Annotated in this window: 26 protein-coding genes; 13 read left to right on the forward strand and 13 right to left on the reverse strand. The window is 45.0% G+C overall.

Annotation, left to right across the window (positions count from 1 at the left end):
- The first annotated feature begins 3 nt into the window (after positions 1-3).
- The 4 genes from ABXT60_RS00530 (at position 4) to glpK (ending at position 5,625) form a co-directional block, all read left to right on the forward strand.
- Positions 4-1,203, forward strand: coding sequence for a heme biosynthesis HemY N-terminal domain-containing protein (locus ABXT60_RS00530; protein ID WP_443630835.1), 1,200 nt, complete (start codon positions 4-6; stop codon positions 1,201-1,203).
- A gap of 145 nt (positions 1,204-1,348) precedes the next feature.
- Positions 1,349-2,608 (forward strand): transcription termination factor Rho, encoded by a 1,260-nt coding sequence (rho, locus tag ABXT60_RS00535; protein ID WP_046483652.1) that lies wholly within the window; start codon positions 1,349-1,351, stop codon positions 2,606-2,608.
- Positions 2,609-2,644: 36 nt separating this feature from the next.
- Positions 2,645-4,138 carry a 4-hydroxy-3-polyprenylbenzoate decarboxylase gene (ubiD, locus tag ABXT60_RS00540; RefSeq protein WP_443630836.1) on the forward strand — a complete coding sequence of 498 codons (1,494 nt, stop codon included), beginning with the start codon at positions 2,645-2,647 and terminating at the stop codon, positions 4,136-4,138.
- Positions 4,135-5,625 (forward strand): glycerol kinase GlpK, encoded by a 1,491-nt coding sequence (gene glpK, locus ABXT60_RS00545; RefSeq protein WP_443630837.1) that lies wholly within the window; start codon positions 4,135-4,137, stop codon positions 5,623-5,625. The genes ubiD and glpK overlap by 4 nt, the downstream gene beginning before the upstream one ends.
- Positions 5,626-5,668: 43 nt before the next feature.
- Here the strand turns inward: glpK and ABXT60_RS00550 are convergent, their stop codons facing one another.
- Positions 5,669-6,115, reverse strand: coding sequence for a hypothetical protein (locus tag ABXT60_RS00550; protein ID WP_443630838.1), 447 nt, complete (start codon positions 6,113-6,115; stop codon positions 5,669-5,671).
- Between the two features lie 108 nt (positions 6,116-6,223).
- Positions 6,224-6,451, reverse strand: coding sequence for a hypothetical protein (locus ABXT60_RS00555; protein WP_443630839.1), 228 nt, complete (start codon positions 6,449-6,451; stop codon positions 6,224-6,226).
- 118 nt (positions 6,452-6,569) lie between these two features.
- Here ABXT60_RS00555 and ABXT60_RS00560 point away from each other — a divergent pair, with 118 nt between their 5' ends.
- From ABXT60_RS00560 to ABXT60_RS00570, 3 genes are read left to right on the forward strand one after another with little or no spacing between them, the layout of a single operon-like run.
- Positions 6,570-9,278 carry an efflux RND transporter permease subunit gene (locus ABXT60_RS00560; protein ID WP_443630840.1) on the forward strand — a complete coding sequence of 903 codons (2,709 nt, stop codon included), beginning with the start codon at positions 6,570-6,572 and terminating at the stop codon, positions 9,276-9,278.
- Positions 9,278-10,162, forward strand: a complete 885-nt coding sequence (locus ABXT60_RS00565) for an outer membrane lipoprotein-sorting protein (RefSeq protein WP_443630841.1) — start codon at positions 9,278-9,280, stop codon at positions 10,160-10,162. Before ABXT60_RS00560 ends, ABXT60_RS00565 begins: the two co-directional genes overlap by 1 nt.
- Positions 10,163-10,164: 2 nt before the next feature.
- Positions 10,165-11,427, forward strand: a complete 1,263-nt coding sequence (locus ABXT60_RS00570) for a hypothetical protein (RefSeq protein WP_443630842.1) — start codon at positions 10,165-10,167, stop codon at positions 11,425-11,427.
- Here the strand turns inward: ABXT60_RS00570 and ABXT60_RS00575 are convergent.
- From ABXT60_RS00575 to ABXT60_RS00585, 3 genes are read right to left on the reverse strand one after another with little or no spacing between them, the layout of a single operon-like run.
- Positions 11,398-12,495, reverse strand: coding sequence for an alpha/beta hydrolase fold domain-containing protein (locus ABXT60_RS00575; protein WP_443630843.1), 1,098 nt, complete (start codon positions 12,493-12,495; stop codon positions 11,398-11,400). The two genes, ABXT60_RS00570 and ABXT60_RS00575, sit on opposite strands and share 30 nt — an antisense overlap.
- Positions 12,492-13,667, reverse strand: coding sequence for a vWA domain-containing protein (locus tag ABXT60_RS00580; RefSeq protein ID WP_443630844.1), 1,176 nt, complete (start codon positions 13,665-13,667; stop codon positions 12,492-12,494). Before ABXT60_RS00580 ends, ABXT60_RS00575 begins: the two co-directional genes overlap by 4 nt.
- Positions 13,668-13,673: 6 nt before the next feature.
- Complete coding sequence (locus ABXT60_RS00585) at positions 13,674-14,519, reverse strand: AAA family ATPase (protein ID WP_443630845.1); 846 nt, start codon at positions 14,517-14,519, stop codon at positions 13,674-13,676.
- Positions 14,520-14,653: 134 nt separating this feature from the next.
- On the opposite strand from ABXT60_RS00585, the gene ABXT60_RS00590 reads away from it, so the two are divergent.
- Positions 14,654-15,685, forward strand: a complete 1,032-nt coding sequence (locus ABXT60_RS00590) for a GlxA family transcriptional regulator (RefSeq protein ID WP_443630846.1) — start codon at positions 14,654-14,656, stop codon at positions 15,683-15,685.
- Between the two features lie 17 nt (positions 15,686-15,702).
- Here ABXT60_RS00590 and ABXT60_RS00595 read toward each other — a convergent pair whose 3' ends face one another.
- Positions 15,703-16,314: an HAD family hydrolase gene (locus tag ABXT60_RS00595; RefSeq protein ID WP_443630847.1), complete on the reverse strand. Its 612-nt coding sequence runs from the start codon at positions 16,312-16,314 to the stop codon at positions 15,703-15,705.
- Between the two features lie 109 nt (positions 16,315-16,423).
- On the opposite strand from ABXT60_RS00595, the gene purE reads away from it, so the two are divergent.
- From purE to ABXT60_RS00620, 5 genes are read left to right on the forward strand one after another with little or no spacing between them, the layout of a single operon-like run.
- Positions 16,424-16,915: a 5-(carboxyamino)imidazole ribonucleotide mutase gene (purE, locus tag ABXT60_RS00600; RefSeq protein WP_443630848.1), complete on the forward strand. Its 492-nt coding sequence runs from the start codon at positions 16,424-16,426 to the stop codon at positions 16,913-16,915.
- Positions 16,916-16,925: 10 nt separating this feature from the next.
- A complete protein-coding gene (gene purK / locus ABXT60_RS00605; RefSeq protein WP_443630849.1) occupies positions 16,926-18,008 on the forward strand; it encodes a 5-(carboxyamino)imidazole ribonucleotide synthase in 1,083 nt (360 codons plus the stop codon).
- 4 nt (positions 18,009-18,012) lie between these two features.
- Complete coding sequence (locus ABXT60_RS00610) at positions 18,013-18,963, forward strand: ornithine cyclodeaminase family protein (protein WP_443630850.1); 951 nt, start codon at positions 18,013-18,015, stop codon at positions 18,961-18,963.
- A gap of 11 nt (positions 18,964-18,974) precedes the next feature.
- Entirely contained in the window at positions 18,975-19,445 is a 471-nt protein-coding gene (locus ABXT60_RS00615) for an ion channel (RefSeq protein ID WP_443630851.1), read from the forward strand.
- Complete coding sequence (locus tag ABXT60_RS00620) at positions 19,438-20,322, forward strand: heme-dependent oxidative N-demethylase family protein (protein ID WP_443630852.1); 885 nt, start codon at positions 19,438-19,440, stop codon at positions 20,320-20,322. The genes ABXT60_RS00615 and ABXT60_RS00620 overlap by 8 nt, the downstream gene beginning before the upstream one ends.
- 37 nt (positions 20,323-20,359) lie before the next feature.
- Here the strand turns inward: ABXT60_RS00620 and ABXT60_RS00625 are convergent, their stop codons facing one another.
- The 7 genes from ABXT60_RS00625 to ABXT60_RS00655 are packed head-to-tail and all read right to left on the reverse strand — an operon-like array spanning position 20,360 to position 25,702.
- Complete coding sequence (locus ABXT60_RS00625) at positions 20,360-20,749, reverse strand: RidA family protein (protein ID WP_443630853.1); 390 nt, start codon at positions 20,747-20,749, stop codon at positions 20,360-20,362.
- Positions 20,750-20,761: 12 nt separating this feature from the next.
- Entirely contained in the window at positions 20,762-21,172 is a 411-nt protein-coding gene (locus ABXT60_RS00630; protein ID WP_443630854.1) for an acyl-CoA thioesterase, read from the reverse strand.
- 2 nt (positions 21,173-21,174) lie between these two features.
- Entirely contained in the window at positions 21,175-21,867 is a 693-nt protein-coding gene (locus ABXT60_RS00635; protein WP_443630855.1) for an ABC transporter ATP-binding protein, read from the reverse strand.
- Positions 21,864-22,613 (reverse strand): ABC transporter ATP-binding protein, encoded by a 750-nt coding sequence (locus tag ABXT60_RS00640; RefSeq protein WP_443630856.1) that lies wholly within the window; start codon positions 22,611-22,613, stop codon positions 21,864-21,866. The genes ABXT60_RS00635 and ABXT60_RS00640 overlap by 4 nt, the downstream gene beginning before the upstream one ends.
- Positions 22,606-23,583 (reverse strand): branched-chain amino acid ABC transporter permease, encoded by a 978-nt coding sequence (locus ABXT60_RS00645; RefSeq protein ID WP_443630857.1) that lies wholly within the window; start codon positions 23,581-23,583, stop codon positions 22,606-22,608. Before ABXT60_RS00645 ends, ABXT60_RS00640 begins: the two co-directional genes overlap by 8 nt.
- 4 nt (positions 23,584-23,587) lie before the next feature.
- Entirely contained in the window at positions 23,588-24,508 is a 921-nt protein-coding gene (locus ABXT60_RS00650; protein ID WP_443630858.1) for a branched-chain amino acid ABC transporter permease, read from the reverse strand.
- A gap of 54 nt (positions 24,509-24,562) precedes the next feature.
- Positions 24,563-25,702, reverse strand: coding sequence for an ABC transporter substrate-binding protein (locus ABXT60_RS00655; protein WP_443630859.1), 1,140 nt, complete (start codon positions 25,700-25,702; stop codon positions 24,563-24,565).
- Position 25,703 lies beyond the last annotated feature (1 nt).

Here is a 25,703-nt window from a genome sequence, read left to right on the forward strand (position 1 = left end):
ATTATGCGCTTTTTAACTCTTATTGTTTTATTGGTATTACTAGTGGGCGCTGGGCTGGGCAGCTTAATTAATGTAGACCCAGGGTATGTGTTACTAGCGTGGGGTGATACCAGCATAGAAATGAGCATTTGGGTGCTATTAATTGGCATTGTTTTAGTATGTGTAACCATGTCTTTAAGCCTGCGCTTTATTATTGCACTCAATTTACCCTTTCGGGTGCTTGGCAGCTGGCAGCAGACTAGCCGTATAAAGCGTATGCAGTTGCAAACTCGCCAAGGCTTGCTGGCTTTGGCTGATGGCCAAAACGTGCGTGCAGAAAAAAAGTTTTTGGAACTTGCGCCCACTACCAGTCAGCCTATTGTTGTGTTGCCTGCACTGGCAACTGCGATGGGTAGGCAGGGCAAGATTGCTGAAGCGCGACAGGTACTCAAGAAATTGGTAACAGAGTTCCCAGGTACCCAGCAACTAGTGCATTTAAAGCTTGCCGAAATTTCTCTATTTCAAGGTGATGATGATGCCGCGCTTAATGCTTTACAAAGCCTACATCAGCTCAATCCTAGGCATGCAGAAGCGAATCAGTTGTTATTGGATTTATTGCAGCGGCAACAAATGTGGCCTGAGCTTATTAACTTATTGTTGGTAGTGGGAAGTCATAACCAGCTTAGCCAAGAGCAATTGGCACAGCAGCAGCAATTAGCCTACGGGCGAGCTTTTAGTGCAACGAGAAGGCAAGATGGCAGTGCAGCGAAGAGTAGCCTAGACCAACTTCACTCTTTGTGGAGCAAAGCGCCAAAGAGTATCACCAGCCACGGCCCAAGTATTATTACTTACACTAAGGCCATGGCTCGTGTTGAAGGTGATACTGCCAAGACAACACAAGTATTCATAGAGCAGACCCTTAAACTACAGTGGTTGGACGAGCTGGTGCTTGAGTATGCACACTTGCCTTTAACAGATGTGCAGAAAAGCTTAACCAAGGCTGAGGCTTGGCAAGCTAATGCCAAGGATAGTGCGGCGCTTCAGCTCACACTAGGTCGCTTATGCAGACGTTTGGAACTGTGGGGTAAAGCCCAAGATTACTTACAAGCCAGTATAACCTTGCAAGCCAGTAAAGAAGCACACGCCGAAATGGCCAGGTTACAGCATAAAATGGGTCATGTTGATGCGGCGATAGAGCATTATCGGCTAGCGAGTGTATTTTAATATTGACACTTGACCCAGCTTGGGGGAGACTGTGGTCATTCCAGCAAGACCTTCTGTCTAATCGGCCGGCTTTTACCGGCTAACTTAGCCTTATCACTCTACTAACTTTATTTTCCCCCTAGCGCGCACTGACGCCTATCTAACTATGAATCTTACTGAATTAAAAACAAAGACAATGCCTGAACTCGTCGAGATTGCCCAAGGCATGGGACTCGATAATGTTGCCCGATCTCGTAAACAAGAATGCATCTTTAGTATTCTTAAACGCCATGCCAAGAGTGGCGAAGATATTTTTGGCCAAGGTGTATTAGAAATTTTACAAGATGGCTTTGGCTTTTTACGCTCGGCAGATGCTTCTTATTTAGCAGGGCCTGACGACATTTATGTGTCACCAAGTCAGATTCGCCGCTTTAGTCTGCGCACAGGCGACAGCATAGATGGCAAAATCCGCCCGCCTAAAGACGGTGAACGTTATTTTGCTCTACTTAAAGTTAGTAGCATTAATTACGGGCCACCAGAGCAAGCTAAACATAAGGTGTTGTTCGAAAACCTAACACCTTTGTTCCCCACAGAACGTTTAACCATGGAGCTTGGCAACGGGTCTAGTGAAGATTTAACCGCTCGAATAATTGACCTAACGGCGCCAATGGGCAAAGGGCAGAGAGCTTTAATTGTATCTCCACCTAAAGCTGGTAAAACCTTGATGTTGCAAAACATCGCTCACTCTATTACCCGCAACAACCCAGATTGTCATTTGATTGTATTACTGATCGATGAACGACCAGAAGAAGTGACCGACATGAAGCGCTCAGTGCGTGGCGAAGTAGTTGCCAGTACCTTTGATGAGCCACCTTCACGCCATGTTCAAGTTGCTGAAATGGTTGTAGAAAAAGCTAAGCGTTTGGTAGAGCACAAAAAAGATGTGATTATCTTATTAGATTCAATTACCCGTTTGGCCCGTGCTTATAATACTGTTATTCCTTCTTCTGGCAAGGTGCTAACCGGTGGTGTCGACGCCCATGCTCTAGAACGCCCTAAGCGTTTTTTTGGTGCTGCGCGTAATATTGAAGAGGGTGGCAGTTTAACTATTATCGCTACCGCATTAACTGAAACGGGCTCTAAGATGGACGAAGTCATCTTTGAAGAATTTAAGGGCACAGGCAACTCGGAAGTTCATTTAGATCGTAAAATTGCCGAACGTCGCGTTTTCCCTGCGATCAATATTCGAAAGTCATCAACCCGCCGTGAAGAGTTATTAACCCGTGACGATGAATTGCAGCGGATGTGGATTCTGCGTAAGTTGTTGGATCCAATGGAAGATGGTCAAGCGACTGAGTTTTTATTGGATAAGCTTAAAGGTGCCAAAACCAACGAAGAGTTCTTCATGTCAATGAAGCGAAAGTAACTGCCTGATATATTGGAGACCGCGTAGGTTATGAGTATGAAATACAAAGATCTACGCGACTTCATTGCGAGTTTAGAAGCTCAAGGTGAACTTAAGCGCATTACCACAGAGGTAGATCCATACCTTGAGATGACCGAAATCTGCGACCGCACCTTGCGCGCAGAAGGCCCAGCCTTATTATTTGAAAACCCAAAAGGTTATGACACTCCAGTATTGGCTAACCTGTTCGGCACACCCAAGCGAGTGGCGCTGGGCATGGGCGCCGAAAGTGTAGAAAGCCTGCGTGATGTAGGCCACCTTCTTGCCTCTTTAAAAGAACCAGAACCCCCTAAAGGATTCAAAGACGCCCTAGGCAAGCTACCTCTTTACAAGCAAGTGCTGAACATGGGCCCTAAGCTCATTAAAAAGCCACCATGCCAACAATATGTCATGATGGGCGACGAAGTAGACCTTAGTAAGCTGCCTATCCAAACCTGTTGGCCAGACGACGCAGGCCCACTCATTACATGGCCTTTGGTTATTACCCGTGGGCCAAGTAAAAAACGTCAAAACCTCGGCATATACCGACAACAAGTGATTGGAAAAAATCGTTTAATCATGCGTTGGCTATCTCACCGTGGTGGTGCTTTGGATTTTCGTGAATGGAAAATTGCTCATCCGGGTGAAAACTTTCCTATCTCTGTAGCCTTGGGAGCAGACCCTGCCACCATTTTAGGCGCAGTAACGCCTGTGCCAGACACTCTGAGTGAATATGCCTTTGCTGGTCTGTTACGTGGTAGTAAAACGGAAGTGGCCACTTGCCTAACCAATGATCTGCAAGTGCCAGCCAGTGCTGAGTACATCTTAGAAGGCCATATTGCTCCAGATGATATGGCAGACGAGGGTCCCTTTGGTGATCATACGGGCTATTACAATGAAGTAGATAGTTTTCCAGTGTTCACTGTAACCTGTATTACTCACCGAAAAGATCCTATTTATCACAGCACCTTTACCGGACGTCCACCAGATGAGCCGGCGGTGTTGGGTGTTGCTCTTAACGAAGTGTTTATCCCACTGTTACAAAAGCAATTTCCGGAAATCACTGATTTCTACCTGCCACCAGAGGGCTGCTCTTATCGTATGGCTATAGTGACCATGAAGAAGCAGTACCCGGGTCATGCCAAGCGTGTGATGATGGGTGTTTGGTCTTTTTTACGCCAATTTATGTACACTAAGTTTGTTATCGTTACGGATGATGACATCAACGCCCGAGATTGGAAAGACGTGATCTGGGCTATGACCACCCGGATGGATCCAGCACGAGACACTTTGCTAGTAGAAAACACTCCGATTGATTACTTAGACTTTGCTTCACCTGTTTCTGGCTTAGGCTCTAAAATGGGTATGGACGCCACCCATAAATGGGAAGGTGAAACCACCCGTGAATGGGGGCGTACTATTACTATGGACGAGTCTGTGAAGCAGCGTGTAGATGATCTGTGGGACGAATTAGGTATTTTTAACATTGGATCTTCGGTAGATAAACATTGAAAAATGACGCTTACATCCTCACTATTGATCAAGGTACTACCAGTTCTCGGTGTATCATTTTTGCTGCAGATGGCACTGTAATTAGTTCAGCACAGTACGAATTTGAACAGCATTACCCTGACAATGGCTGGGTTGAGCATCACCCACCAGACCTTTTAGATACCGTTGTTCAGGCCTGCCGTAAAAGCCTTGCAGATAGTGGCTTAAAGGCTCAGCAAATTGCTGGCATAGGCATCACTAATCAGCGTGAAACCACCTTAGTGTGGGATAAGTCTACTGGCGAAGCTATCTATCCAGCCATAGTATGGCAAGACCGCCGTACTGCGGTAATGTGCGACAAGTTAAAACAAGAAGGGCATGAAACGACAGTTACCTCTCTCACAGGCTTGCTGTTAGATCCTTATTTCTCAGCGACCAAATTGAGCTGGATCTTAGATCATGTAGAGGGCGCTCGTGCGCGTGCTGAACAAGGTGAGTTGTTATTTGGGACGGTTGACAGTTACCTCATGTGGCACTTAAGTGGTGGCCAGATCCATGCCACAGATGCAACCAATGCGTCGCGTACCTTGCTGTTTAACATCCATACTCAAATGTGGGACCAAGGCCTGCTGGAACTCTTTAATATACCTCAAGCTATGTTGCCAGAGGTTAAAGATAGTGCGGACAATTTTGGTTTCATAGAAGAAACCGTTCTCGGTCACCAACTGCCTATTTATGCCGTAGCTGGAGACCAACATGCTGCCCTATTCGGGCAAGCTTGTTTTAAATCTGGAATGGCCAAGAGCACCTATGGTACGGGGTGTTTTTTAATGCTTAATACAGGCGATAAGCCTCTCCAATCAGCAAGCCGGCTATTAACTACGATGGCGTACCGCCTTAATGGTAAGCCAGTATATGCCCTAGAGGGAAGTATTTTTGTCGCTGGAGCGGCTATTCAGTGGCTAAGAGATGGGTTGAAAATAATTAGTAGTGCTAGCGAGGTAGAACCCTTGGCCGCGTCTGTCACGGCTGACCACGGGGTTTACATGGTGCCCGCATTTACTGGCCTAGGTGCGCCATACTGGGACCCACTGGCTCGCGGTGCTATTTTTGGATTAACCCGTGATACGGGTATTGAAGAGATCGTCAGCGCAGGAGTGCAGTCTGTTTGTTATCAGACCAAAGACCTACAAAAAGCTATGGAAAAAGACGGCGTGCGCTTAGATACGTTAAGAGTAGATGGAGGCATGGTGGTGAATAATTGGTTTTTGTCCCACTTGTCTAATGTGCTAGACGCAAAGGTCTCTCGGCCTACCTGTGTAGAAAGTAGTGCTCTAGGAGTGGCTTATTTAGCCGGGCTGCAGGCCAAGGTATATGATTCACTAGAAGAACTTAGTGAAATGTGGCAGTGCGACCGCACTTTTACGGCCACTATGCCAGAGTCAACTCGAGATCATTTATACAATGGTTGGTTAAGTGCAGTGAACAAAGTGCGCACCCAGACTTAATACGTGCGCTAGATAGCGCACGTAATCTTTTTGTTTTATTGATTTACTGAGCAGTAGCGTCCCGAGGTGAAACAGTCACTGAAATTTGGCTGCCGCTCAAAGTACCTCGTTTAATTTGAATCGTGGCCACACGGTTGCCTTTTTCGTAAGTAAGCACTGATGTTTCAGACTGAACAGACGTGATATTAATCCAGCCTTGGCTAGGCATGTTAGCCATATAATACTCAAAAGCCTGTACCGTATCTAACTTAGATTTCAACACAGCGCGGCCAATCCATTGTTCCCCAGTATTCAGTAGCAAAGACTTGTCCACAGCTAATTGATCATTAGCAGAAATAGGGATGTCGGCATACGAATTAGCAACTGCCGGGCTATTACCGGCTAAAGTTGCACCGTCAGTGCTTGGTATAGTGGTAGCAGGTAAGCTACAAGCACTTATAATTACCAGCCCAAGCACTAAACTTGCGGCTTTAACAGATTGATTCACCATGGCGTAATGTCCTTTTAACAGATCAATTTAACGATACACCCTACAAGTATAACCAAGCCAGACTATGAAAACAGCATTTTACCTTTCTATTACCGTTATTATCCCTACCTAGGGCCGAGCTAATTGCATCAACTGCCATTGCTTTGTGGCTCTAAGGGTAAGCTGTCCGTTGGGCATCAATGCTATAGCTTTATTTAAACGTTGCTCAGCCAGTGTGAGGTGCCCACTTTCCATGTAACCCAACGCCAACTGGGCATAGATATTGGCAGCTAATTGCTGTTGTTTTGGCTTAATTTTGGCATCAAAACTACACCCGCTGAGCCATGTCAGGGCCATAAAAACACTGATTAGTAAATTCCCTTTTGTCATCATTAAAGCCTAGTACAAAAGTTACACATTGTTTGCTTTTGATAAAATTTATATACTTAAATCTGATGTATTATTTGGAGTTTATTTGAAAAATATTTTGTTAGCCACAAGTGACTATTTTGAACGTCTACCAGACAGGCTGAGGCCTTGGCGTTGGAGCATCATTATTTTTGCCCTAGTCACCACCCTATTTATGGCGTTTGGCAGTACTAAGTTTGTTATTGATGTCACGGTGGACTCATGGTTTAACGAAGACGATCCAGTATTGCAAAGTCTGGATGAATTCCGTGATCAATTTGGTAGTGATGATGGACTATTTATTGTGTATGAAGCTAAAGATGGAGACGTTTTCTCTGCGGCTTCGTTACGTTTGGTCGACCAACTCACACGCAGCCTAAGTAATAGGCAGGACATCCCCCAAGGCACCTTAGATGCAGCTGGCATTACTCCTGAGTTAGCCACTGAGCTGGATCATATAAAGAGAGTTCAATCACTCACTAATGTTCGCATTCAAGTGAATGAGGGAGATACCTTAAGTTCACCCAGATTAATCCAAAATTTGGCTATGGCAGAAGCCGAAGCTGAGCAGGTTAAGACCATTGCCATGGCTCAAAGCAATCTGCCATTGTTTTTGTTCTCTAAAAACTATCGTTATGGCGCTATTATGGTGACCACAGATTTTGGTGCAATTCCAGTTGCTCAAAGCCTTGGAACTCCCTCTATTAATTTAATGGCAGATGACGAATTTGACCTGGTGGGAAATTTTGATGACGAGTTTTCTATTAACTTTGACGCCACAGCCAGGCAAACTAGTGTGCGGTTTGAAGGTATGGACTCGGGGCTTTACCTTTCCTTTATGGAGGCAGTGAGTCGGCTATACAAACAGCCAGAATTTGCACAACAGTTTAATTTTTACCCCATTGGCAATGCCTCCATGGTTGAGCTTGCAGTAGATGACTTGATGCAAGCAGGGGTTTTGCTATTGGGCATGGTGCTGGTAATTAATGTTTTATTGTGGACATTGTTTCACTCTGCCAGTGCGGTCTTATGGCCACAAATTGCTATCGGTATTAGTGCCTTGTTCGTTGTAGGCACCTTAGGATGGTTAGGCTTAGAATCTAGCACACTAATTAGTTTAACAGTGATGTTGATTGTTGCTGTGGGCGTGGCAGATTGCGTGCACGTTATGAGTAGCTATGTGTATTTTAGGCGACATGGCCATGACCATGAGCTTGCCCTATCAAAAGCTTATGGCAAAACTGGGTTACCTATATTGCTTACTACCATTACCACCATGGCGGGCATGGGGGCATTAACTATTACAGGAATGGCGCAGTTTGTGATGTTTGGTGTCACTTCTGCTGCTGGTGTTTTTTTAGCGTTTTTATATACTATTTTTCTATTACCGGCCTTAATGGATTTATGGCACCCCATGCCCAAAAAAAAGTCATTTGCCCCAAAATATGGTTGGCTACTTTGGCTGTCTTACCTTGCGTGGCCTATCACTAAGTTGCTTAAGTTAACTTGGTTATTGCTATGGCCAATGCGTTTTGTTGTGCATCGCAGTGGCTTGCAGTGGTTGCTAAGTGGCATTTGGTTGCAAGATCTGTTGGATAAAATTCCAGCTTTTGTGGAACAATACAAACACACAATTAATTTTGCTTTTGTGGGTTTATTTGCGGTGTGTTTGTATGGTGCAACTCAGGTGAAGGTAGATTCGAATATTGCTGAGCTGTATCGTGAAGGCTCACCATTACGAACTGCCTATACAGTAGTTGATGAGCATATGATGGGTACGGGCAGCTTAGAGATTTTGGTCGATATGCAGCAGTCTGATGCCTTAATTCAAGCTGACGTATTACAGACTATGGATCGTCTTCAGCGGGAAATAGAAAAAAAATACAGCCAACATATTATTCGTACTCACTCTTTAGCCGACTTGGTCAAAGATACTCATGCCATCATGCAAGATGGTAGTGATGGTTACAAAACTATTCCTAATGACAACCTTGCAGTGTCTCAGTTACTGTATCTCTTTAATAGCTCAAACCCAGATGAGCGGCGCGCTCTGGTGAATGATGATTACAGTCAAAGCCACATCAGTGTGCAACTTCGAAACGCAGGTTCTAGCGAGTATGCAGAATTTTTTGAACTGGTGCAGATTGATATCGAGAAAGCCTTTGTGGCTCACAAAAAACAATACCCTAACATGGATGTTCACGTTACGGGCACCTTGGCAATGATGATGAGACTCATGGATGATATGAGCAATAATCAGTTCAAAAGCTTAGCCCTAGCTATGGTTATCATTTCGGGTTTGTTAGTGCTTACCTTAGGGTCAGTTCAAGCAGGCCTTATGTCTATTATTCCAAATATGATACCTGCCACTTTAGCTTTTGGTCTTATGGGGTTGATGGGAATACCTTTAGACACCGACACCTTAATGATTGCGCCACTGATTATAGGTATTGCTGTAGACGATACCATTCACTTTATCACCCACTATCGTATGGCATTGGCTAAGCATAGTGATATGCGCTTGGCTTTAGTAGATACCATTAAAGAAGTAGGCCAAGCTGTAACCTTTACCAGCCTAGTGCTGGGCTGTGGCTTTTTTATGCTTAGCTTTAGTAATTACTTGGGCCTTGCCAAAGTGGGCGCATTTGGGTCGTTAGCTATTTTTGTGGCTTTATTTTGCGACTTATTATTTTTCCCTGCTTTAATCATGGTGTTTAAACCCAAATTTGGTCAACAGAATGTTACAGATAATCTACAATTTAAAGGCACTAAATAATGCGATTGCTTAACAAAATAATACGCCTTGCCCTTGGTTTTTTGGTCATAAGCTCTGCCCAAGCAGAATTGACAGGCCAACAGTTGGTACAAAAAATGGATAAAAACCAATTACAAACCAATGATTCATCGTTCAACCTAATACAGCTTACGAGCTGCAAATATGGTACTAAAAATGGCAAACTTAAGTGTGTAGAAAAACCTCGCATTAAACTATTAGAAAGTGCCCAAATTAATACAGGTGCCAACAATAAAGATAGTAAATCCATCGCTATCCTGCTGGAACCTGCTAGTGAAAGGGGCATTGGTATGTTGACCTATACCTACGATGCAAGTAGTAAAGATAATGAAACTTGGCTGTATTTGTCGGCATTGGGTAAGGTAAAGCGCATCGCTTCTGGCAACAATAATGAGCAGACTGAACCCACTAGCCTGTTTGGTTCAGAAATAAGTACTGAAGACCAAGAAACGGGCAAATTAGACGATTATACGTATAAAATTTTGCAGCGGGGACGCTATAAAGGCCGTCCTGTTGCAGTGATTGAATCTGTGCCTACCCGCCAACGTTTAGAACACACCCGTTATGGCAAAGTAAGAACGTGGATTGATACTGAGCGGTTTTTAAGCCTAAAAATGCAAATGTTTGACAAGTACGGTAATGCCATTAAGCAAGTATCGGTGGCTAAGGTTGAGCAGATTAATGGCATTTGGTTAGCAAGAAGCATCACTTTCAAAAATTTAGTAAGCCAACGCTTAACTAACATGAACATAAAAGCGATAAGCTTTGGGCTTAATATTGATGAGCGGTTTTTAACCCAGCGCGCGCTCACTGACCAAGTGTTTAGGCAAAAGCACTTGCAAAAACTTAGGCAGCAGGCGCAATAAATATGGCTGTTAAAGGGGTTAAAAAGCTATTGGTCTGGTGGGTTATGGCCTTGTTTGCTGGTATGCCAGCTTATGCCAGTGATGATCTGCTGAGTGAAGATGTTGACGCTAGTGATTATTTATTTACTGATGAGACTTTCTTGGCAAGCAGCGTTAATCTAACAACAGATAAACCTGTGCAGTTAAGTGTTGAATACACCTTGGCAGTTAACCCCAAAGCTGGCTTTAAACGCACCGACCACTATACAGATTTACGCTTATCAAGTGAGTCACCACTGGGCCTCTTAATCTATGCAGAACTAGAACTAAAGGCCACACAGTATTGGCAAGGTGATACCCAAAAACCTGTCAAAGGTGACTTTAGTCTACTGGGAATTGAGAGGCTAGTACTACATTACAGCTTGGCCGAAACCAGTGTTAAGCTGGGCAGCTATATACTCAGCTGGGGTGAAGTAGAAGGGGCCGGGGTGTTGGATGTGATAAACCCAGCACCCAGCCTCACCAGTAGTGTCATGTCATTAACGCCACAATGGCTGGTAAGCGGTCGTTATTATATGCCATCAGCGCGAGCTTCTTGGTTTGTGGGTTTAGATCCAAGTGTAACTCCACTGCCTGGTATACGGTTAACCACTAGTGTAGCCAAAGAGTGGGGTGCTAAGTATGGTTATACAGGGGCAGGTAGTGATTGGGCTATTTATGCAGGGCGAATGGTACCCAATAGCCCAGTACTTAACTTAGCCACAACGACAGCGTCGGCAAAACCCTACCAATTGATTGGTTACAGCTGGAATAAAGCCATCGATGATGACTTGATTAAATTTGACCTTGCCTACAAACGGGGCTTAGAGCATAACCTGGGCTACACTGGCCTAACGTCAGATAACCGTATAGATACTGCTGTTGGTATAGAGCTCAATCATGGTGATAGGCAGTGGAATGCTAATTTAACAGCGCAGTATTGGCTTAATTATAAAGCCAGCTACATCACCCCTGCGGCAGCGCCAGTAGCGAGTAATCGAACAGATTTAACCTATACTTTAGGTGTGAATGATCACTTTAATAATGATCAATACAGCTGGTCTCTCACTCATGTTGGCACCCCTAACGCTGCACTGCGGGGGCTTACTGGGTCAATTGCATGGGAACCCACAGATTTATGGCAAAGCAGCCTAAGCTACAGCGTGATTGCTGCAAAAAATAATACTGCCTATGCATCTCTGGATGGCACCCAGGGGCTAATCTTGCGTGTTAAGTTGAGTTATTAAATGATGAAGATGTTGATTAACGCTAGCACTTGCAATGGCCAGGTCAAACACAATGTCAAAATGATTGCGGCCTGCCACTTCAAAGCACTGGCTTTTTACGCCATCGCTCAGTAATTGCTGGTGGTACTCTTCGCTTTGGCGCTTAAACTCTTGGGTTTCGTTGCTGCCGTAGGCAAGGATGCAAGGTGGCAATCCTTGGTTGCTATACAGGCCAGGGCTTAGTTCTGTTGCACTTTGGTTCGTCAGGTTTAATGGTTCGTTGATGTAGGTATTAACTAAAGGGCGAAGGTCATACACGCCACTGAGTAACACTGCCCCAGAGATGGCTTGTGGGCTAAGGCCATGCAGGCTTTGTTGAGCAGCTTGCAACACTGAAGCGCACAAGTGCCCACCTGCCGAGCTGCCTGCAATAATGACTTTGCTGCAATCAAAGCCAAGCTTCTGACTCTGTGCAATAAGCCATGCTATGGCCCGGCAGCACTGGGCAATCATGTGATTAACAGTGGCTTCTGGTGCAAGGGTATAATCAATTACTGCTAAATTTATACCTTGTTCTAGTGCGCCTGGGGCCATCACGCAAGAATCATCCTTGCTCAATTTTTGCCAATAGCCGCCATGAATATAAACCACCAAAGGCCCGCCAGTTGCAGCAGGAAAGTAATCGAGCACTTCACCCATAGTGTCACTATAGGCAAGGTTACTTTGATAACTCAGATTATTTTGAGCCTCTTTAGAGTAGTTGGTGTAATCATTGAGATACACCATAATGTCATCAACACACGAGCTTGGAGAGTATTCCTGCTCTAATTTTGCAGCGCTCATATGTTGCCATGGCATGGGAAATCTGCGTCTCAAAGGAGTCTCCTTGGTGGGTGCATTCATCATGCGGTGGGCTTTAAGTAGTTTGTTAATAGGCCTGTGGCAATTGCCACAATCCCCAGCTACTCCAAGCACCTCGCGTAATTTACGAAAGTCATCGTGGCCCTGTGTAATGGCTGCTTCAACGGCATTTTGGTGAATATCAAAGCAGGTGCAGATGATGGGGTTGTCGCTTGAGGGGTAGGTCACTTTGCTAGCGCCTTGATAGCATCACTAAGGCCATTTAGCGTCATAGGGTACATTCTATCATTCATTAGTTGATGCGTAAGGCCGATAGATTGAGTGTAGCGCCAATGGTCCTCTGCAACGGGGTTAAGCCATGCCACCTTGTCAAAATGGGTGGTAAGGCGTTGCATCCACGCGTGTCCAGGTTCGGGGTTCATGTGTTCTACACTACCGTAAGGGCTGCTAATTTCATAGGGTGACATAGACGCATCACCCACAAAAATAACTCTGTAATCCCGCCCATAGGTATGAATGATGTCGTATATAGATGTTCTTTCGTTTTGTCTGCGCATATTGTTGCGCCAAAGGCTTTCATAGACAAAGTTATGAAAGTAAAATTGCTCTAAATGCTTAAACTCCGTTCGGCAAGCAGCAAATAATTCTTCGCACACCTGGATGTAAGGGTCCATCGATCCTCCTACGTCGAGCATGAGTAACACTTTTACAGCATTGTGGCGCTCGGGAACAAGCTTTAGGTCCAACATGCCTGCATTTTTCGCTGTAGCACTAATGGTGTGGTCTAAATCCAGTTCTTCAGCGGCGCCAGTGCGAGCAAATTGGCGTAATTTTCGCAGTGCTACCTTAATGTTACGCGTGCCTAACACAACGCTGTCATCAAGGTCTTTAAACTGACGCTTTTCCCATACCTTCGCCGCACTCTTGTTTTGGCTGTCGCCCCCTACACGGATGCCTTCTGGGTGATAGCCGCTGTGTCCAAATGGCGACGTGCCGCCAGTACCGATCCACTTACTGCCGCCTTGGTGGCGCTTTTCCTGTTCTTTAAGCCGTTCCTTAAAGGTGTTTAACAGCTCCTCTAAGCCGCCTAAAGACTTAATCTTAGCTTTTTCTTCATCACTTAACTGCTTCATAAACTCTGAGCGCAACCATTCATCTGGAATGAGGGCGTTAAGCACATCTTCTAAGCTTTCTAACTGCTTAAAATAAGCGCCAAATACGCGGTCGAATTTGTCGAAGTTGGCTTCATCTTTAACTAAACAAATACGGGCAAGGTGATAAAAATCGTCCATGTTTGCGAACGCAAGATGGCACTGAAGCGCCTCCAGCAGCATCAAGTATTCTTTGATGGAAACAGGAATTTCAGCACGCTTTAGAGTGTAAAAAAAGTTAACCAACATAATAAATTAACGCTGCTCCCTGCGGGCCATAAAAGCTAGCCGCTCAAGAAGTTGAACATCTTGTTCATTTTTTAATAAAGCACCATAAAGTGGTGGGATGGCTTTGGTTGGGTCACGGTTGGCTAATAAATCTTCAGGAATTTCATCCGCCATAAGCAGCTTAAGCCAATCAATTAATTCAGATGTTGAGGGTTTCTTTTTGAGCCCAGGGATGTCCCGCACGTCAAAAAACATTTGCATGGCCTCAGCAACGAGGGCTTTGCTAATGCCTGGGTAGTGCACATCAACAATGGCTTTCATGGTGTGCTTGTCTGGAAAATTAATATAATGGAAAAAGCAGCGGCGTAAAAAGGCGTCTGGTAATTCCTTTTCATTGTTACTCGTAATAATCACCACTGGGCGATGCCTGGCTTGAACTCTCTCACCTGTTTCATAAACATGAAATTCCATTTTGTCCAGCTCTACCAAAAGGTCATTTGGAAACTCAATGTCTGCCTTGTCTATTTCATCAATCAGCAATACCACACGCTCATCAGCATCGAAGGCTTGCCATAGCTTGCCTTTTTTAATGTAGTTCCCTATATCATGAACCTGATCGCTGCCCAGTTGAGAATCACGCAAACGCGATACGGCATCGTATTCGTATAGGCCCTGTTGTGCCTTAGTGGTAGACTTTACATGCCATTGCATCAGTGGCATGCCTAATGCAGAAGCCACTTCTTCTGCAAGCAGGGTTTTGCCAGTACCAGGCTCTCCTTTAATCAGCAAAGGACGCTGTAATATGACCGCAGCGTTAACTGCCATTTGTAAGTCTTTAGTAGCAACGTATTTTTCAGTACCGGTGAAATTCATAAATAAAGCCTATACATAAACAGATGATGCTATTTTGGCATGAATAGCATTGCTAAGCAGTAAGACTTACAAGTCATCTCGCCGCTATTCTTTGTTGCACTGACCCTCTTCAAATTTGGTGATATAATTTGCTTATGGATGAGCCAATAAAACCAAAAGCGCAGTTACATGTGTTTCCTCTAGAGCCTGTGAACCCCCCGGTAACTAATAAACTGCCCGGGGAGCTACGCAACTTCTCCTTTTTGTTACAAGAAAATTTTTCTATGGTGGCGCTCACCTCCGCTTTAGACGCCTTGCGTACAGCTAATTTGCTCAGTGAAGAAGAACTCTACACCTTTCGCTTAGTGAGTTTAGATGGGGCATCTGTGTGCAGTGACTTGGGGTTTGCCGCCATGGCTGACCACTCGTTAGGGGAACTTAATCTAGACCATATAGACGCTTTTGTGGTGTGTGGTGGTTTTCGAGTAGATGTGGAACCTCTCCCTCAATTAATTAAATTTTTGCGTCAACCTGGCTTAAGAAAAAAGGCATTAGGGTCTTTGTGGAACGGCTTATTTGCCTTGGCAAATGCAGGTGTTATTGATGGTAAAACCTGTGCAATTCATCGAGATAATAGGGCGAGCTTTAGGGAGAGCTTTGCCAATATAGACTTAAAAGATAGAGCCTATATTATTGATAAACAATGTTTTAGTTGCGCTGGTGGTAATAGTGCTTTAGACATGATGCTTGAAATTATATTAGAGGCTAGAGGTAAGCCTTTTGTGCGAGGTATCTGCGACATTCTTACGTGCGACCGCATTAATAATGCTGGTGAACCTGCCTTTCTGAGTGATCAGGCCGACACCCAATTGCCAAAAAATCTTCAAGATATTATTGGATTGATGGAAAACAACATGGAAGAAATGTTGTCAGCAGAAGAAATTGCTTCGTTAGTTGGCATTACAAGGCGGCAAATAGAACGTCAGTTTCAGCGTTATTTAGGCAGCACCCCCACACGTTATTATCTGGAGCTGCGCTTAAAACGATGCCACCAACTGCTCACACAAACCCATCTGAGTATGAGTGATATATCGCTGGCCTGTGGTTTTGTGTCATACCCACATTTCAGTAAATGCTACCGGCAGTATTTTGAAGTCACACCATCGCAAACCCGCAGGCAGTCCTAACCTTAAATCAAGCCACTTTAAGCTATAAGTTGGTTTAAGTGGTCAATGCCCCAATCGGTCACATGTGGCCATGGGTACTGCGCCTCGGTGTTGATATGCACCGTGGCTACCTTTGCAGCTCTGCCTGCTTCTAGGTCAAATAAATAGTCTCCAACCATTACACTATCGGCATTATTGGCACCCCATCGATCCAGTAATAAAGATATTCCAGCTGGGTGAGGCTTTGGCTCGCAAGAAGCTCGATCCAAAATGTCTGTAGGCGTAAAAAAGTGAATTAAATTACAGGTTTTAAGTGTGTGTAAGGCCGCAGGCATTACATTGCGCGTTAATATGCCTAAGTTGACACCTTTTTTCTGCAGGTGCTCTAAAAGTTCAAATGCACCGGGCATGGGTTTAGCTAAACTGGCAAAGTAATACTCCATTGCGTCAATTTTCTCCCACATGGGTGCAGCTTCCTCAGGGGACATCGCTTGCACAGCTTCTAAGATGCCTTGGTCTGGTGCTAAACCAAGTTCACTTCTCATCATGTCAAAGTCGTGTACCCCTATGGTTAAGGTGCCATCCATATCAAAAATCCAGTGCTTACTAGTTAGAATTTTTTTGTGTATTTCGTTTAAAGGTATTTTCATGGCCACAATCTAACAAATTTAGCAGTAAATAGGTTAGTTTTACTTAGCATTCTTTAGCCTTATGAGGCCTTGTGGTAAAATTTATCCTTCACTTTTTGGAGAAAAACCAATGGGCGCAAAAGTTGCCGTTATCATGGGGTCTAAGAGCGACTGGCCATGTATGCAAGAAGCCACACAAATTATGGATCGTTTGGGTGTAAATTACGAAGTGGAAGTAGTGTCTGCTCACCGCACACCAGACAAACTCATGGCATTTTCTTCTGCAGCTGCAGGCCGTGGTATTCAGGTGATTATTGCAGGTGCCGGAGGTGCAGCCCATTTACCTGGGATGGTGGCCTCTAAAACACGGTTGCCCGTGCTGGGCGTGCCTGTGCAAAGTAAAGCCTTAAGTGGCGTTGATAGCCTTTACTCAATTGTGCAAATGCCCCGAGGTGTGGCTGTAGGAAGTATGGCCATTGGTGGTGCTGGTGCCTTCAATGCAGGGTTGCTGGCTAGCCAAATATTAGCAAATCAAGATCCTAAATTAGCCCAACGGATTGAAGATTTTCGTACTGAACAAACACAAACTATATTAGATAATCCCGATCCAAGGGAAGGTTAATTCAAGCGTTATGAAACCAGCAATAAAACGTGTGTGGGTATTGGGCGCGGGCCAGTTAGGTGCCATGCTCAAACATGCCGCTCAACCGTTAGGTGTAGATTTGCGCCCGGTAGACATTGAACTAGATGCCATCCTTGCCCTAGAAGATGATGATGTAATTACCGCAGAGCGCGAACAGTGGCCATCTACTGTGGCCACCGATCAACTTGCTGCCCACGCCAACTTTGTAAACCAAGATGTATTTAGTTTAGTAGCCGATCGCGTTACGCAAAAGCAGCTGTTGGACCGTTTGAAATTGGCCACTGCGCCATGGGCCTTAGTAGAAGAACAACATACGGCCGCCAGCCTGCATGAGCAATATGGTGATAGAGTATTACTTAAACAGCGCACTGGTGGATTTGACGGGCGTGGTCAGCATTGGCTGGTGGCGCAGCAGGGTAGCGCTATTCCTCAAGGTTGGCACGATAAGGTGATTGCCGAACAAGCGATTGCCTTTGACGAAGAGGTGTCCATTGTTGGTGTGCGCAATAGAGCGGGTGATTGCCACTACTACCCCTTGGGGCTAAACCGACATCAAGATGGCATATTAACTGTTACTTTGGCACCTCTAGAACGCTTAACTAACCTCCAAAGTTCAGCCGAAACCATGCTCGGTAAAGTAATGGATGAGCTTAATTATGTGGGTGTTATGGCCATGGAGTTGTTCAGGTTGGGTGAGCGCCTACTTATTAATGAGCTAGCGCCAAGAGTACATAACAGTGGCCATTGGACTCAATCAGGTGCAAGTATTAGCCAGTTTGAATACCATGTACGAGCAACGGCAGACTTGCCGCTGGTGCCTGCCCTTATCAAGCACAACAGTGTGATGATTAACCTTATTGGTATTGATTATAATTTAGCGTGGTTGGCTTTGCCTGGTGCTGAAGTGTTTTGGTATGGCAAAGAAGTAAGGCCTGTTCGCAAGGTTGGCCACATTAACTTTTCTATGGCCGATAAAACACAGCTGATTCACTCTTTAAGGCAGCTTCAAGCTACCCTCACAGATTGGTATCAACCAGCATTAGACTGGGCTATAGACGAACTGGAAAGCTAGTATTATGCGCGTAATTGATGGGCCAACTACTGCACAGCTGTTGCCATACCCAGCACTCATTGATGCGCTGCATGATGCTTTTAGTAAAGGTGATGGTGCAGCCACTGCGCCACCAAGATTACATTACTCAGTGCCTGAACCTGCAGGCCATCAGCACTTACCCCAGGCAGATCGCACCTTGCTCATCATGCCTTCTTGGGCAAAGGATGCGGGTGTTGTAGTAAAGTTGGTTAATGTGGTGCCCAGTAACAGTGCTCGAAGCCTTGCTGCCATACAGGCTCAAGTGCTAGTTGCTGACGCTGAAACCGGGGCTTGGTCTACCTTGATTGATGGTGCAACACTTACTGCGCGAAGAACCGCAGCAGCATCAGCTCTGGCGGCGCGTTACCTAGCCCCCACAGATGCAAAAACGCTACTTATTGTCGGTACAGGGCGGTTGTCATTAGAATTGGCCCACGCCCACATGAGCGTGCGGCCCTCAATTAATAAGGTATTAATTTGGGGCCGCGACCAGATTAAAGCCGCAGCAGTTGCAAGCCAGCTAGACAATGCTCAAGCGGTTAATGATTTGGCACAGGCCTGCGGCCAAGCTGATGTTATAAGCTGTTGCACCCTGTCTAACAAAGCCTTAGTAAAAGGTGCGTGGGTTAAGCCAAACACCCATATTGACCTTGTAGGTGCATACCGCTCAGACTTGCGTGAAACCGATAGTGAACTGGTAGCCAAAAGCCTTGTTTTTGTGGACACCTATGCGGGCGCCCATGGTGAAGCTGGAGATTTATTACAGGCTGCACAGGAAGGCTACTTTGACATGGATAATATTCAGGGAGACCTGCACCAACTTAGTGGTATGACCTACAAGAGGCTCAATCAAAGTATTACATTGTTTAAGTCTGTAGGCGCCTCCATTGAAGATTTTGTTGCTGCTCGTATGGTTGCCAAAGCCTCAATATAGGGACGCGTGTAATGCAAAAATACATCTACAAAACTGACCAGTATGGCATTCGTAATTACAGCCTTTTAGCTTTAGGTGCTGCTGGTGTATGCCTACTGTATAGTGTGATTGCTCTATTTGCATTGGCGTTGTTACACTTTGAAGAAGGTGCACTAAACAGTAATATAAATTCCTACGTCGATGCGTTTTGGACGCTACAAATGAGTGCCAGCACTATTGGTTTTGGTGACCATTTTCCAGTCACTTTTGGTGGACGCATGGTAGTGGCTTTAATGTTTTATGTGGGTGTGGGATTGGTAGGCTTTATTGGCGCGCTAATCGCTGAACGTATGCTTGGTTTTGCCGACACTAATGTTAAAAATCGCGAGTTGCGGCAACAAAATAGCGATATTTTAAATCATAATAAAACGCTAGAAAAGAAAATAGACCTGCTCATAACTCGAGTTGAAGAGGTAGCGAGTTCGCGCCAAACTAATGATTAATATTGCCACTAAGCTGCCTAAATACCTGCCACATATGCAGCATAAAGATGCCATTTCTATGGGTATGAAGTCGTTAGATCCACGTCATTGGATTGAGCCAGACGAAGACTACCCTCGTTACTTGGAACATAAGCTGAGGTTAAGGGAGTTACAGCAACAGCACATATTTGATGCATTACCCAGCGCTTATGCAGCCCAACAAGAACTGGCTATTGAGCTAAAGCGACATCTGCTAAATCAGCATAGTCAACTATACTGCAATATGACAGGTGGCCTAAACTACTTGCCTAATGGCATTGAGTTGGCTGGAGCGGGTACCCACCCTTTATGGCAAGCGTCGCTATGGGTAGCAGATGATTTACTCATTATGGAGAAACTAGATGGTAATTATTGCCTCACGGCAGCCAGCTTATGCAGCCCAAGTAACTGGCATCTGTCAGAAAAAATAGGCCAGCCTATGGCCACCATCCATGACCCAGTGCCTACCCTTCATGAAAAGTTAACGCCTAAAATAGATCGATTTTTTGATCACCTTACAGTAGGAAAGCCCGTTCAACGATTTAACTGGTCACTTCAGGCGAATACACAATTGGCACAACTTCCTGGAGATAAGATCATGCATGCAGCAAACACCCCTCTATATTATCGCTGCGAACGGCAAACGCTTACGCGGTTGCCCCAAACCCATGCCATTGCCTTTACCATAAGGGTTTACGTCTACCCAATGATGAGCCTAACACAGGTACCTCATGCATTAACGCAACTAAAAATAGCAATAGACGCGATGCCCAGAGCCGTAGCAGCGTATAAAGAAATAATTTATTTTGCCCCAGCATTACAGAAGTATTTTAGTGATTTAAGCTCATTAAAAGGCTAATACCAAAAGTAAAAAGGCCTGCCCTTTATGTGTTGGTCTAGTCTACAACTGCCGTTGCTTCAATTTCGACGAGGGCTTGGTCTTCAATAAGGTCTGCAACCTGCACCATCGTCATTGCTGGAAAATGGCGACCAATAACTTTTCGGTATACCTTTCCTAGAGCCTGTTGCTGTTGCAGATAAACTGTTTTGTCTATCACGTACCACGTTAATCGTACCAGGTGCTCTGGTTTTGCATTAGCTTGTGCAAGCACTTCAACGATGTTGATAAGTGCCTGTTCACACTGGCTCACAAAGTTAGTAGATTCAAATACTTGGTCTTTATTCCATCCTATTTGGCCACCCACAAAAATTTGCTTGCCTTGAGCCACAATACCATTGGAGTAGCCTTTAGGTTCTTTCCAGTGTGGTGGGTTTAGTAATTGCATGATATTTCCTTATTAAAAAGTGTGACTCAGGCTGGCAAACTCAGGGTGCTTAAGCCAAAGGGATGGGCTGCCAGTGTGTTGTTCGATAAGTACCAAAGTGGTGTCGTTAGTGAGCCGAAGCTGGCCATCGCAGGTTACGTTAATCTTTAAACTTAAGCTGGTGTTACCAATTTTTGCTACGTGTAGCTGAAATACTAGTAAGTCGCCTAGGCGACTTGGCGCACAAAAGTTAGTTTGGGTAGACACCGTAGGTACACTTAAGCCTAATTCAAGGTGCAGCCGTTTAAATGACACTAGCAGCTTCTCAGCAAACCATGTTTCAACACAGGCATTAACCATTTCAAAATAACGCGGGTAAAAAACCATACCTGCAGGGTCACAGTGCTGAAATAAAACTGGGTGCTTAAATTCAAATGAAGGCATGTTTATATCCCTAAATAGCGGTGTCTAAGGTTGGCATCTAAGCTGTTGGGCAGGCCTTGCCATACAGTTGCGCCGCGCTCTAATAAAACGCAGGTGTCAGTAATGGGCAATAGCTCTGCTAAAGATTTATCGATTAATAAAATTGCCTGACCTGCCTGTTTTAAGGTCGCTACAATGCGCCAAATTTCTTGTTTTATCACGGGGGCCAAACCTTCTGTAGCCTCATCTAAAATTAACAGTTTTGGATTAGTAAGTAATGCTCTGCCGATGGCCAGCATTTGTTGCTCTCCACCTGACAAAGTATTGGCATACTGGTCAAGGCGCTCATGTAAACGAGGCAAAAGGCCACAGATTTTAGCTAAATCCCATTCGCCTGGCCTGGCTGCCATTAACAGGTTTTCCCGTACTGTTAAATTTGCAAAGCACCTGCGCCCCTCTGGCACTAATCCTAAGCCTAAGCGCGCAACCTTGTAACTAGGCAGTTCTACACAGGACTGGCCATTGAAAACAATGGCACCAGAAGTTGTGGCCATAAGCCCACATATGGCGTTTACAGTAGTGGTTTTGCCCATACCATTGCGGCCCATGAGGGCCACAGCTTGGCCTGCATGAACTGTTAAATTGACATCAAAAAGGGCCTGAGAGACACCATAATGGGCTGACAAATTTGATACCGTGAGCAGGGCTTGAGTCATGGCGCTACTCCTAAATAAGCTGTTTGCACCTCGGGGTTATTACGAATACTTTCAACATCGCCGGTGGCAATAACACGCCCATAATCTAACACTGTAATACGGGTTGCCAGAGCAAACACCGCAGGCATGTCGTGTTCTACTAATAGAATAGGTGCCTTCTCGCACATTTTCTTTAGCCGTTTAATTAATTTTTTGACACCAACAGGATCCATTCCAGCCATCGGTTCGTCAAGTAAAAAAACCTTAGGTTCAAGTGCTAATGCCATGGCAATTTCAAGTTGTCGTCGTTCGCCGTGGGACAAAGCAGATGCTGCAATATAGCAACGCTTGTCTAGGTCTACCTCCTGCAGGTATGTCATGGCTTCGTGCTGCAATAAAGCATCATCTTTTATCGGCGCAAAAAAGCGATAGCTGGACCCTAATCGTGCTTGCACAACAAGTACTACGTTTTGCAGGCAGGAGTACTCCATAATTAAAGAAGACACTTGAAATGTTTGTGCTAAACCTAATTTAGCCCTGTGTGCTGGCGACAAGTGGTTAATTGATTGCCCCAAAAACTGAATGTCACCACTATCAGGCTGCAAATAACCGGTCACTTGTTTAATCAAGGTAGACTTTCCTGCACCATTAGGGCCGATGAGGGCATGAATTTCGCCTGTATCTAACGTTAAACTTAGATCTTGTGTTGCATGAATAGCACCAAAACTTTTGTTTAGGTTAGTGATCTCTAAAACTCTATTAGTCATGGGCTTTGTCTCCGCATAACAGGCCAATTAAACCTCCCCGAGCAAACAGTACAACCCATAGCAACAGCAGCCCTAGGAAAAATTGCCAATACTCTGTCCAACTGCCAAGTAATGCTTCGCACAGGATAAACATGATGGCACCTGCTACGGGTCCATATAAGCGGCCTATGCCTCCCAGAATAACAAAGATCATTATTTGCCCAGAGGTGTGCCAAGAAAACATAGTGGGGCTAACAAAGCGGTTAAGGTCGGCAAATAGTGAACCTGCCAAAGCTGTGATCATGGCAGAGATAACAAAGGCTGCAAGTTTAATGCCTAATGGGCTGATGCCAACAGCGGCCACTCGGGTCTCGTTTTGGCGGAGGGCTTTTAGTGCATTACCAAAACGGGAATCTTGTAATCGCGATACGCCCCAAAGGGTAATAAGTAGGATAGTGCAGCAAATCATAAAGAATTGAATAGGCTGTAATGTATTAACGCCTGGAAAGCTATTTCGTAAGTAAATAGGTAAGCCATCTTCGCCGCCGTAGTTGGGCCAAGAAATTGAAAAGTAGTAAATCATTTGAGCAAAAGCGAGGGTAATCATAATGAAATACACACCACTTGTGCGCAAACTAAGTAGGCCAATAAAAATAGCTGCTATAGCGCCAACAAGCATGGCTATTGGCCAAATAAATAGCATTTGTGTGCTGCCTGACATGGCAAAAATGCCACTGAACAAGGGCTCATAATTTAGGGCATGGCTTGCTAAAATACCAGTGACATAACCGCCAATTCCAAAAAATGCAGCATGACCAAAGGAAACCATGCCGCCTAAGCCCAGCGCAATATTCAAACCTACGCCTGCCAGAGCTAAAATAGCAATACGCGTGGCCAAAGAGACATAGTAAGGTTCATCTATCCAGTGAGCCAACCAAGGGGCAATAATGAGTAAAGATAACAGGGCCCGGTTGAGCATTTTTTCTGACATATAGTTATCCATGCGCAGGGAACAAGCCTTGAGGTTTGAAGACTAAAATAACAATCATCAGTAGATAAATTGCAATGGAAGAGAGAGCCGCACCCAAAGTATTGGCGAATACAGGGTCAAGCAATAGCTGGAGTATTTGGGGTAAATAACCGCGGCCCAATGTGTCCACCATGCCCACCAAAAGGGCACCCACTAAAGCGCCACGTATGGACCCAATACCTCCAATAACCACAACTACAAAAGCAAGGATTAGCACAGGTTCACCCATACCCACTTCAACAGACTGAATGCTGCCTACCAAAGCGCCAGAAAAACCAGCCAAGGCTGCTCCAAGAGCAAATACCAAAGTGTAAAGCAGACTAATATTAATACCCAGAGCCGCCGTCATTTGACGGTCTGCCGCGCCAGCTCGGATACGCATGCCGATGCGAGTTTTGTTAATTAACAGGTATATGCAAAGGGCTGTAAATAAACCAATAACAATAATGAATAGCCTATAGCGTGAATACTGAAGCACACCAAATAAGTTTACAGCACCATAAAATATGTCGGGTACGTCTAGGTACAAAGGAAACGAACCAAACAACCAACGTGTGCCTTCGGAACAAATAAGGATAAGGGCAAAGGTGGCCAGCACCTGATCGAGGTGCTCACGATGATATAACCGCCGCATAATAACTACTTCAATCAAGGCACCTGCTGCTGCAGCGAAGGTTAGGCTTGCCATTAGGCCTAGCCAAAAGGAGCCACTCCAAGTAGCAACTGCAGCGCAAGCAAAGGCGCCGATCATATACAAAGAGCCATGGGCTAAATTTATTAGTCCCATGACTCCAAAAATAAGGGTTAAACCTGCTGCTATCAAAAACAGCATAATGCCTAACTGTAAGCCGTTGAGGAGCTGCTCTAAAAGCAGTATTACATCCATACTGGCTTCTCCATAGTCAAGCGGTACTTATGTACCGCTTGTGGTTAAGGTAAATTACAAAGAACAGTTTGCCGCATAGGCATCTTGATGGTCTTTTAGTCCCACACCAATAATCTTATTGGTGAGCACGTCACCTTCCATGACTACTTCACGTACATAAATGTCTTGGATAGGATGTTGGTTATTACCAAAGCGGAAGTCACCACGAACAGAGTCAAACTGAGCAGACTTAAGAGCGGCTCTAAACGCATCTTGGTCATTAATATCTGCAGAATCCATAGCAGACAAGATCAAGTTAGCCGTATCGTAACCTTGGCTTGCATACAATGAAGGCAAGCGACCATATGCGGCCTCAAAGTCAGCAACAAACACCTTGTTGGCAGCATTATCGATGTCTTTGTTCCACTGAGACGAGTTTCTTACACCCAGGGCAGCCTTACCCACAGCTTTTAGAATGCCTTGGTCAAAGGAGAACGCTGGCCCCATAATGGGCGTTGTCATTCCGGCTTGCGAGTATTGCTTCATAAACGCGATTCCCATGCCTCCTGGAAGGAAGATATACACACTATCTGCGCCAGAAGCTCTAATTTGAGCAATTTCTGCTGCATAGTCTTTTTGCCCTAATTTGGTGTAGATTTCACCCGCCAAATTGCCTTTATAGAGCCGCTTATACCCTGTGAGAGCATCTTTACCAGCAGGGTAATTAGGGGCCAAAATAAAGCTGTTTTTGTGGTCTGCTGAATTAGCATAATTGCCCATTGCTTCATGTAAGTTGTCGTTCTGCCAAGCAACGTTAAAATAGTTTTTGTGACAGCCTTGGCCTGCTAAGGCAGATGGCCCAGCGTTAGGAGACAAATATAAGACACCCTGGTTCACTGTGCTTGGCACAACGGCCATGGCCAAATTTGACCAAATAATGCCAGTGAGGATATCCACTTTTTCTTTTTGGATCATTTTATCGGCGATCTGGACGGCAAGCGCAGGTTTTCGCGCATCATCTTCAACAATGACTTCTAGGTCTGAGCGGTTGGCTGTTTTCACAGCCAGCATAAAGCCATCACGCACATCCACTCCTAAGCCAGAACCGCCACCAGATAGGGTGGTGATCATACCCACTTTTACTGGGGCGGCGCCAACGTGTGGTGTTAAGCACAAGGCTGCACCTAAAAGGCTGGTGATTAATTTCTTTTTCATT

The organism is Candidatus Njordibacter sp. Uisw_056, assembly GCF_047730085.1.
Lineage (GTDB): Bacteria > Pseudomonadota > Gammaproteobacteria > Pseudomonadales > Balneatricaceae > Njordibacter.

Bases quoted from the DNA above. Each gene is read 5' to 3' on its own strand.
- ABXT60_RS00620 (WP_443630852.1), top strand. From the start codon at position 19,438: ATGATTAATATTGCCACTAAGCTGCCTAAATACCTGCCACATATGCAG.
- ABXT60_RS00625 (WP_443630853.1), bottom strand. From the start codon at position 20,749: ATGCAATTACTAAACCCACCACACTGGAAAGAACCTAAAGGCTACTCC.
- ABXT60_RS00630 (WP_443630854.1), bottom strand. From the start codon at position 21,172: ATGCCTTCATTTGAATTTAAGCACCCAGTTTTATTTCAGCACTGTGAC.
- ABXT60_RS00610 (WP_443630850.1), top strand. From the start codon at position 18,013: ATGCGCGTAATTGATGGGCCAACTACTGCACAGCTGTTGCCATACCCA.
- ABXT60_RS00570 (WP_443630842.1), top strand. From the start codon at position 10,165: ATGGCTGTTAAAGGGGTTAAAAAGCTATTGGTCTGGTGGGTTATGGCC.
- ABXT60_RS00645 (WP_443630857.1), bottom strand. From the start codon at position 23,583: ATGTCAGAAAAAATGCTCAACCGGGCCCTGTTATCTTTACTCATTATT.
- ubiD (WP_443630836.1), top strand. From the start codon at position 2,645: ATGAAATACAAAGATCTACGCGACTTCATTGCGAGTTTAGAAGCTCAA.
- ABXT60_RS00590 (WP_443630846.1), top strand. From the start codon at position 14,654: ATGGATGAGCCAATAAAACCAAAAGCGCAGTTACATGTGTTTCCTCTA.
- ABXT60_RS00615 (WP_443630851.1), top strand. From the start codon at position 18,975: ATGCAAAAATACATCTACAAAACTGACCAGTATGGCATTCGTAATTAC.
- purK (WP_443630849.1), top strand. From the start codon at position 16,926: ATGAAACCAGCAATAAAACGTGTGTGGGTATTGGGCGCGGGCCAGTTA.
- ABXT60_RS00595 (WP_443630847.1), bottom strand. From the start codon at position 16,314: ATGAAAATACCTTTAAACGAAATACACAAAAAAATTCTAACTAGTAAG.
- ABXT60_RS00655 (WP_443630859.1), bottom strand. From the start codon at position 25,702: ATGAAAAAGAAATTAATCACCAGCCTTTTAGGTGCAGCCTTGTGCTTA.
- ABXT60_RS00640 (WP_443630856.1), bottom strand. From the start codon at position 22,613: ATGACTAATAGAGTTTTAGAGATCACTAACCTAAACAAAAGTTTTGGT.
- ABXT60_RS00550 (WP_443630838.1), bottom strand. From the start codon at position 6,115: ATGGTGAATCAATCTGTTAAAGCCGCAAGTTTAGTGCTTGGGCTGGTA.
- ABXT60_RS00530 (WP_443630835.1), top strand. From the start codon at position 4: ATGCGCTTTTTAACTCTTATTGTTTTATTGGTATTACTAGTGGGCGCT.
- ABXT60_RS00580 (WP_443630844.1), bottom strand. From the start codon at position 13,667: ATGTTGGTTAACTTTTTTTACACTCTAAAGCGTGCTGAAATTCCTGTT.
- purE (WP_443630848.1), top strand. From the start codon at position 16,424: ATGGGCGCAAAAGTTGCCGTTATCATGGGGTCTAAGAGCGACTGGCCA.
- rho (WP_046483652.1), top strand. From the start codon at position 1,349: ATGAATCTTACTGAATTAAAAACAAAGACAATGCCTGAACTCGTCGAG.
- ABXT60_RS00565 (WP_443630841.1), top strand. From the start codon at position 9,278: ATGCGATTGCTTAACAAAATAATACGCCTTGCCCTTGGTTTTTTGGTC.
- ABXT60_RS00555 (WP_443630839.1), bottom strand. From the start codon at position 6,451: ATGGCCCTGACATGGCTCAGCGGGTGTAGTTTTGATGCCAAAATTAAG.
- ABXT60_RS00635 (WP_443630855.1), bottom strand. From the start codon at position 21,867: ATGACTCAAGCCCTGCTCACGGTATCAAATTTGTCAGCCCATTATGGT.
- ABXT60_RS00585 (WP_443630845.1), bottom strand. From the start codon at position 14,519: ATGAATTTCACCGGTACTGAAAAATACGTTGCTACTAAAGACTTACAA.
- ABXT60_RS00650 (WP_443630858.1), bottom strand. From the start codon at position 24,508: ATGGATGTAATACTGCTTTTAGAGCAGCTCCTCAACGGCTTACAGTTA.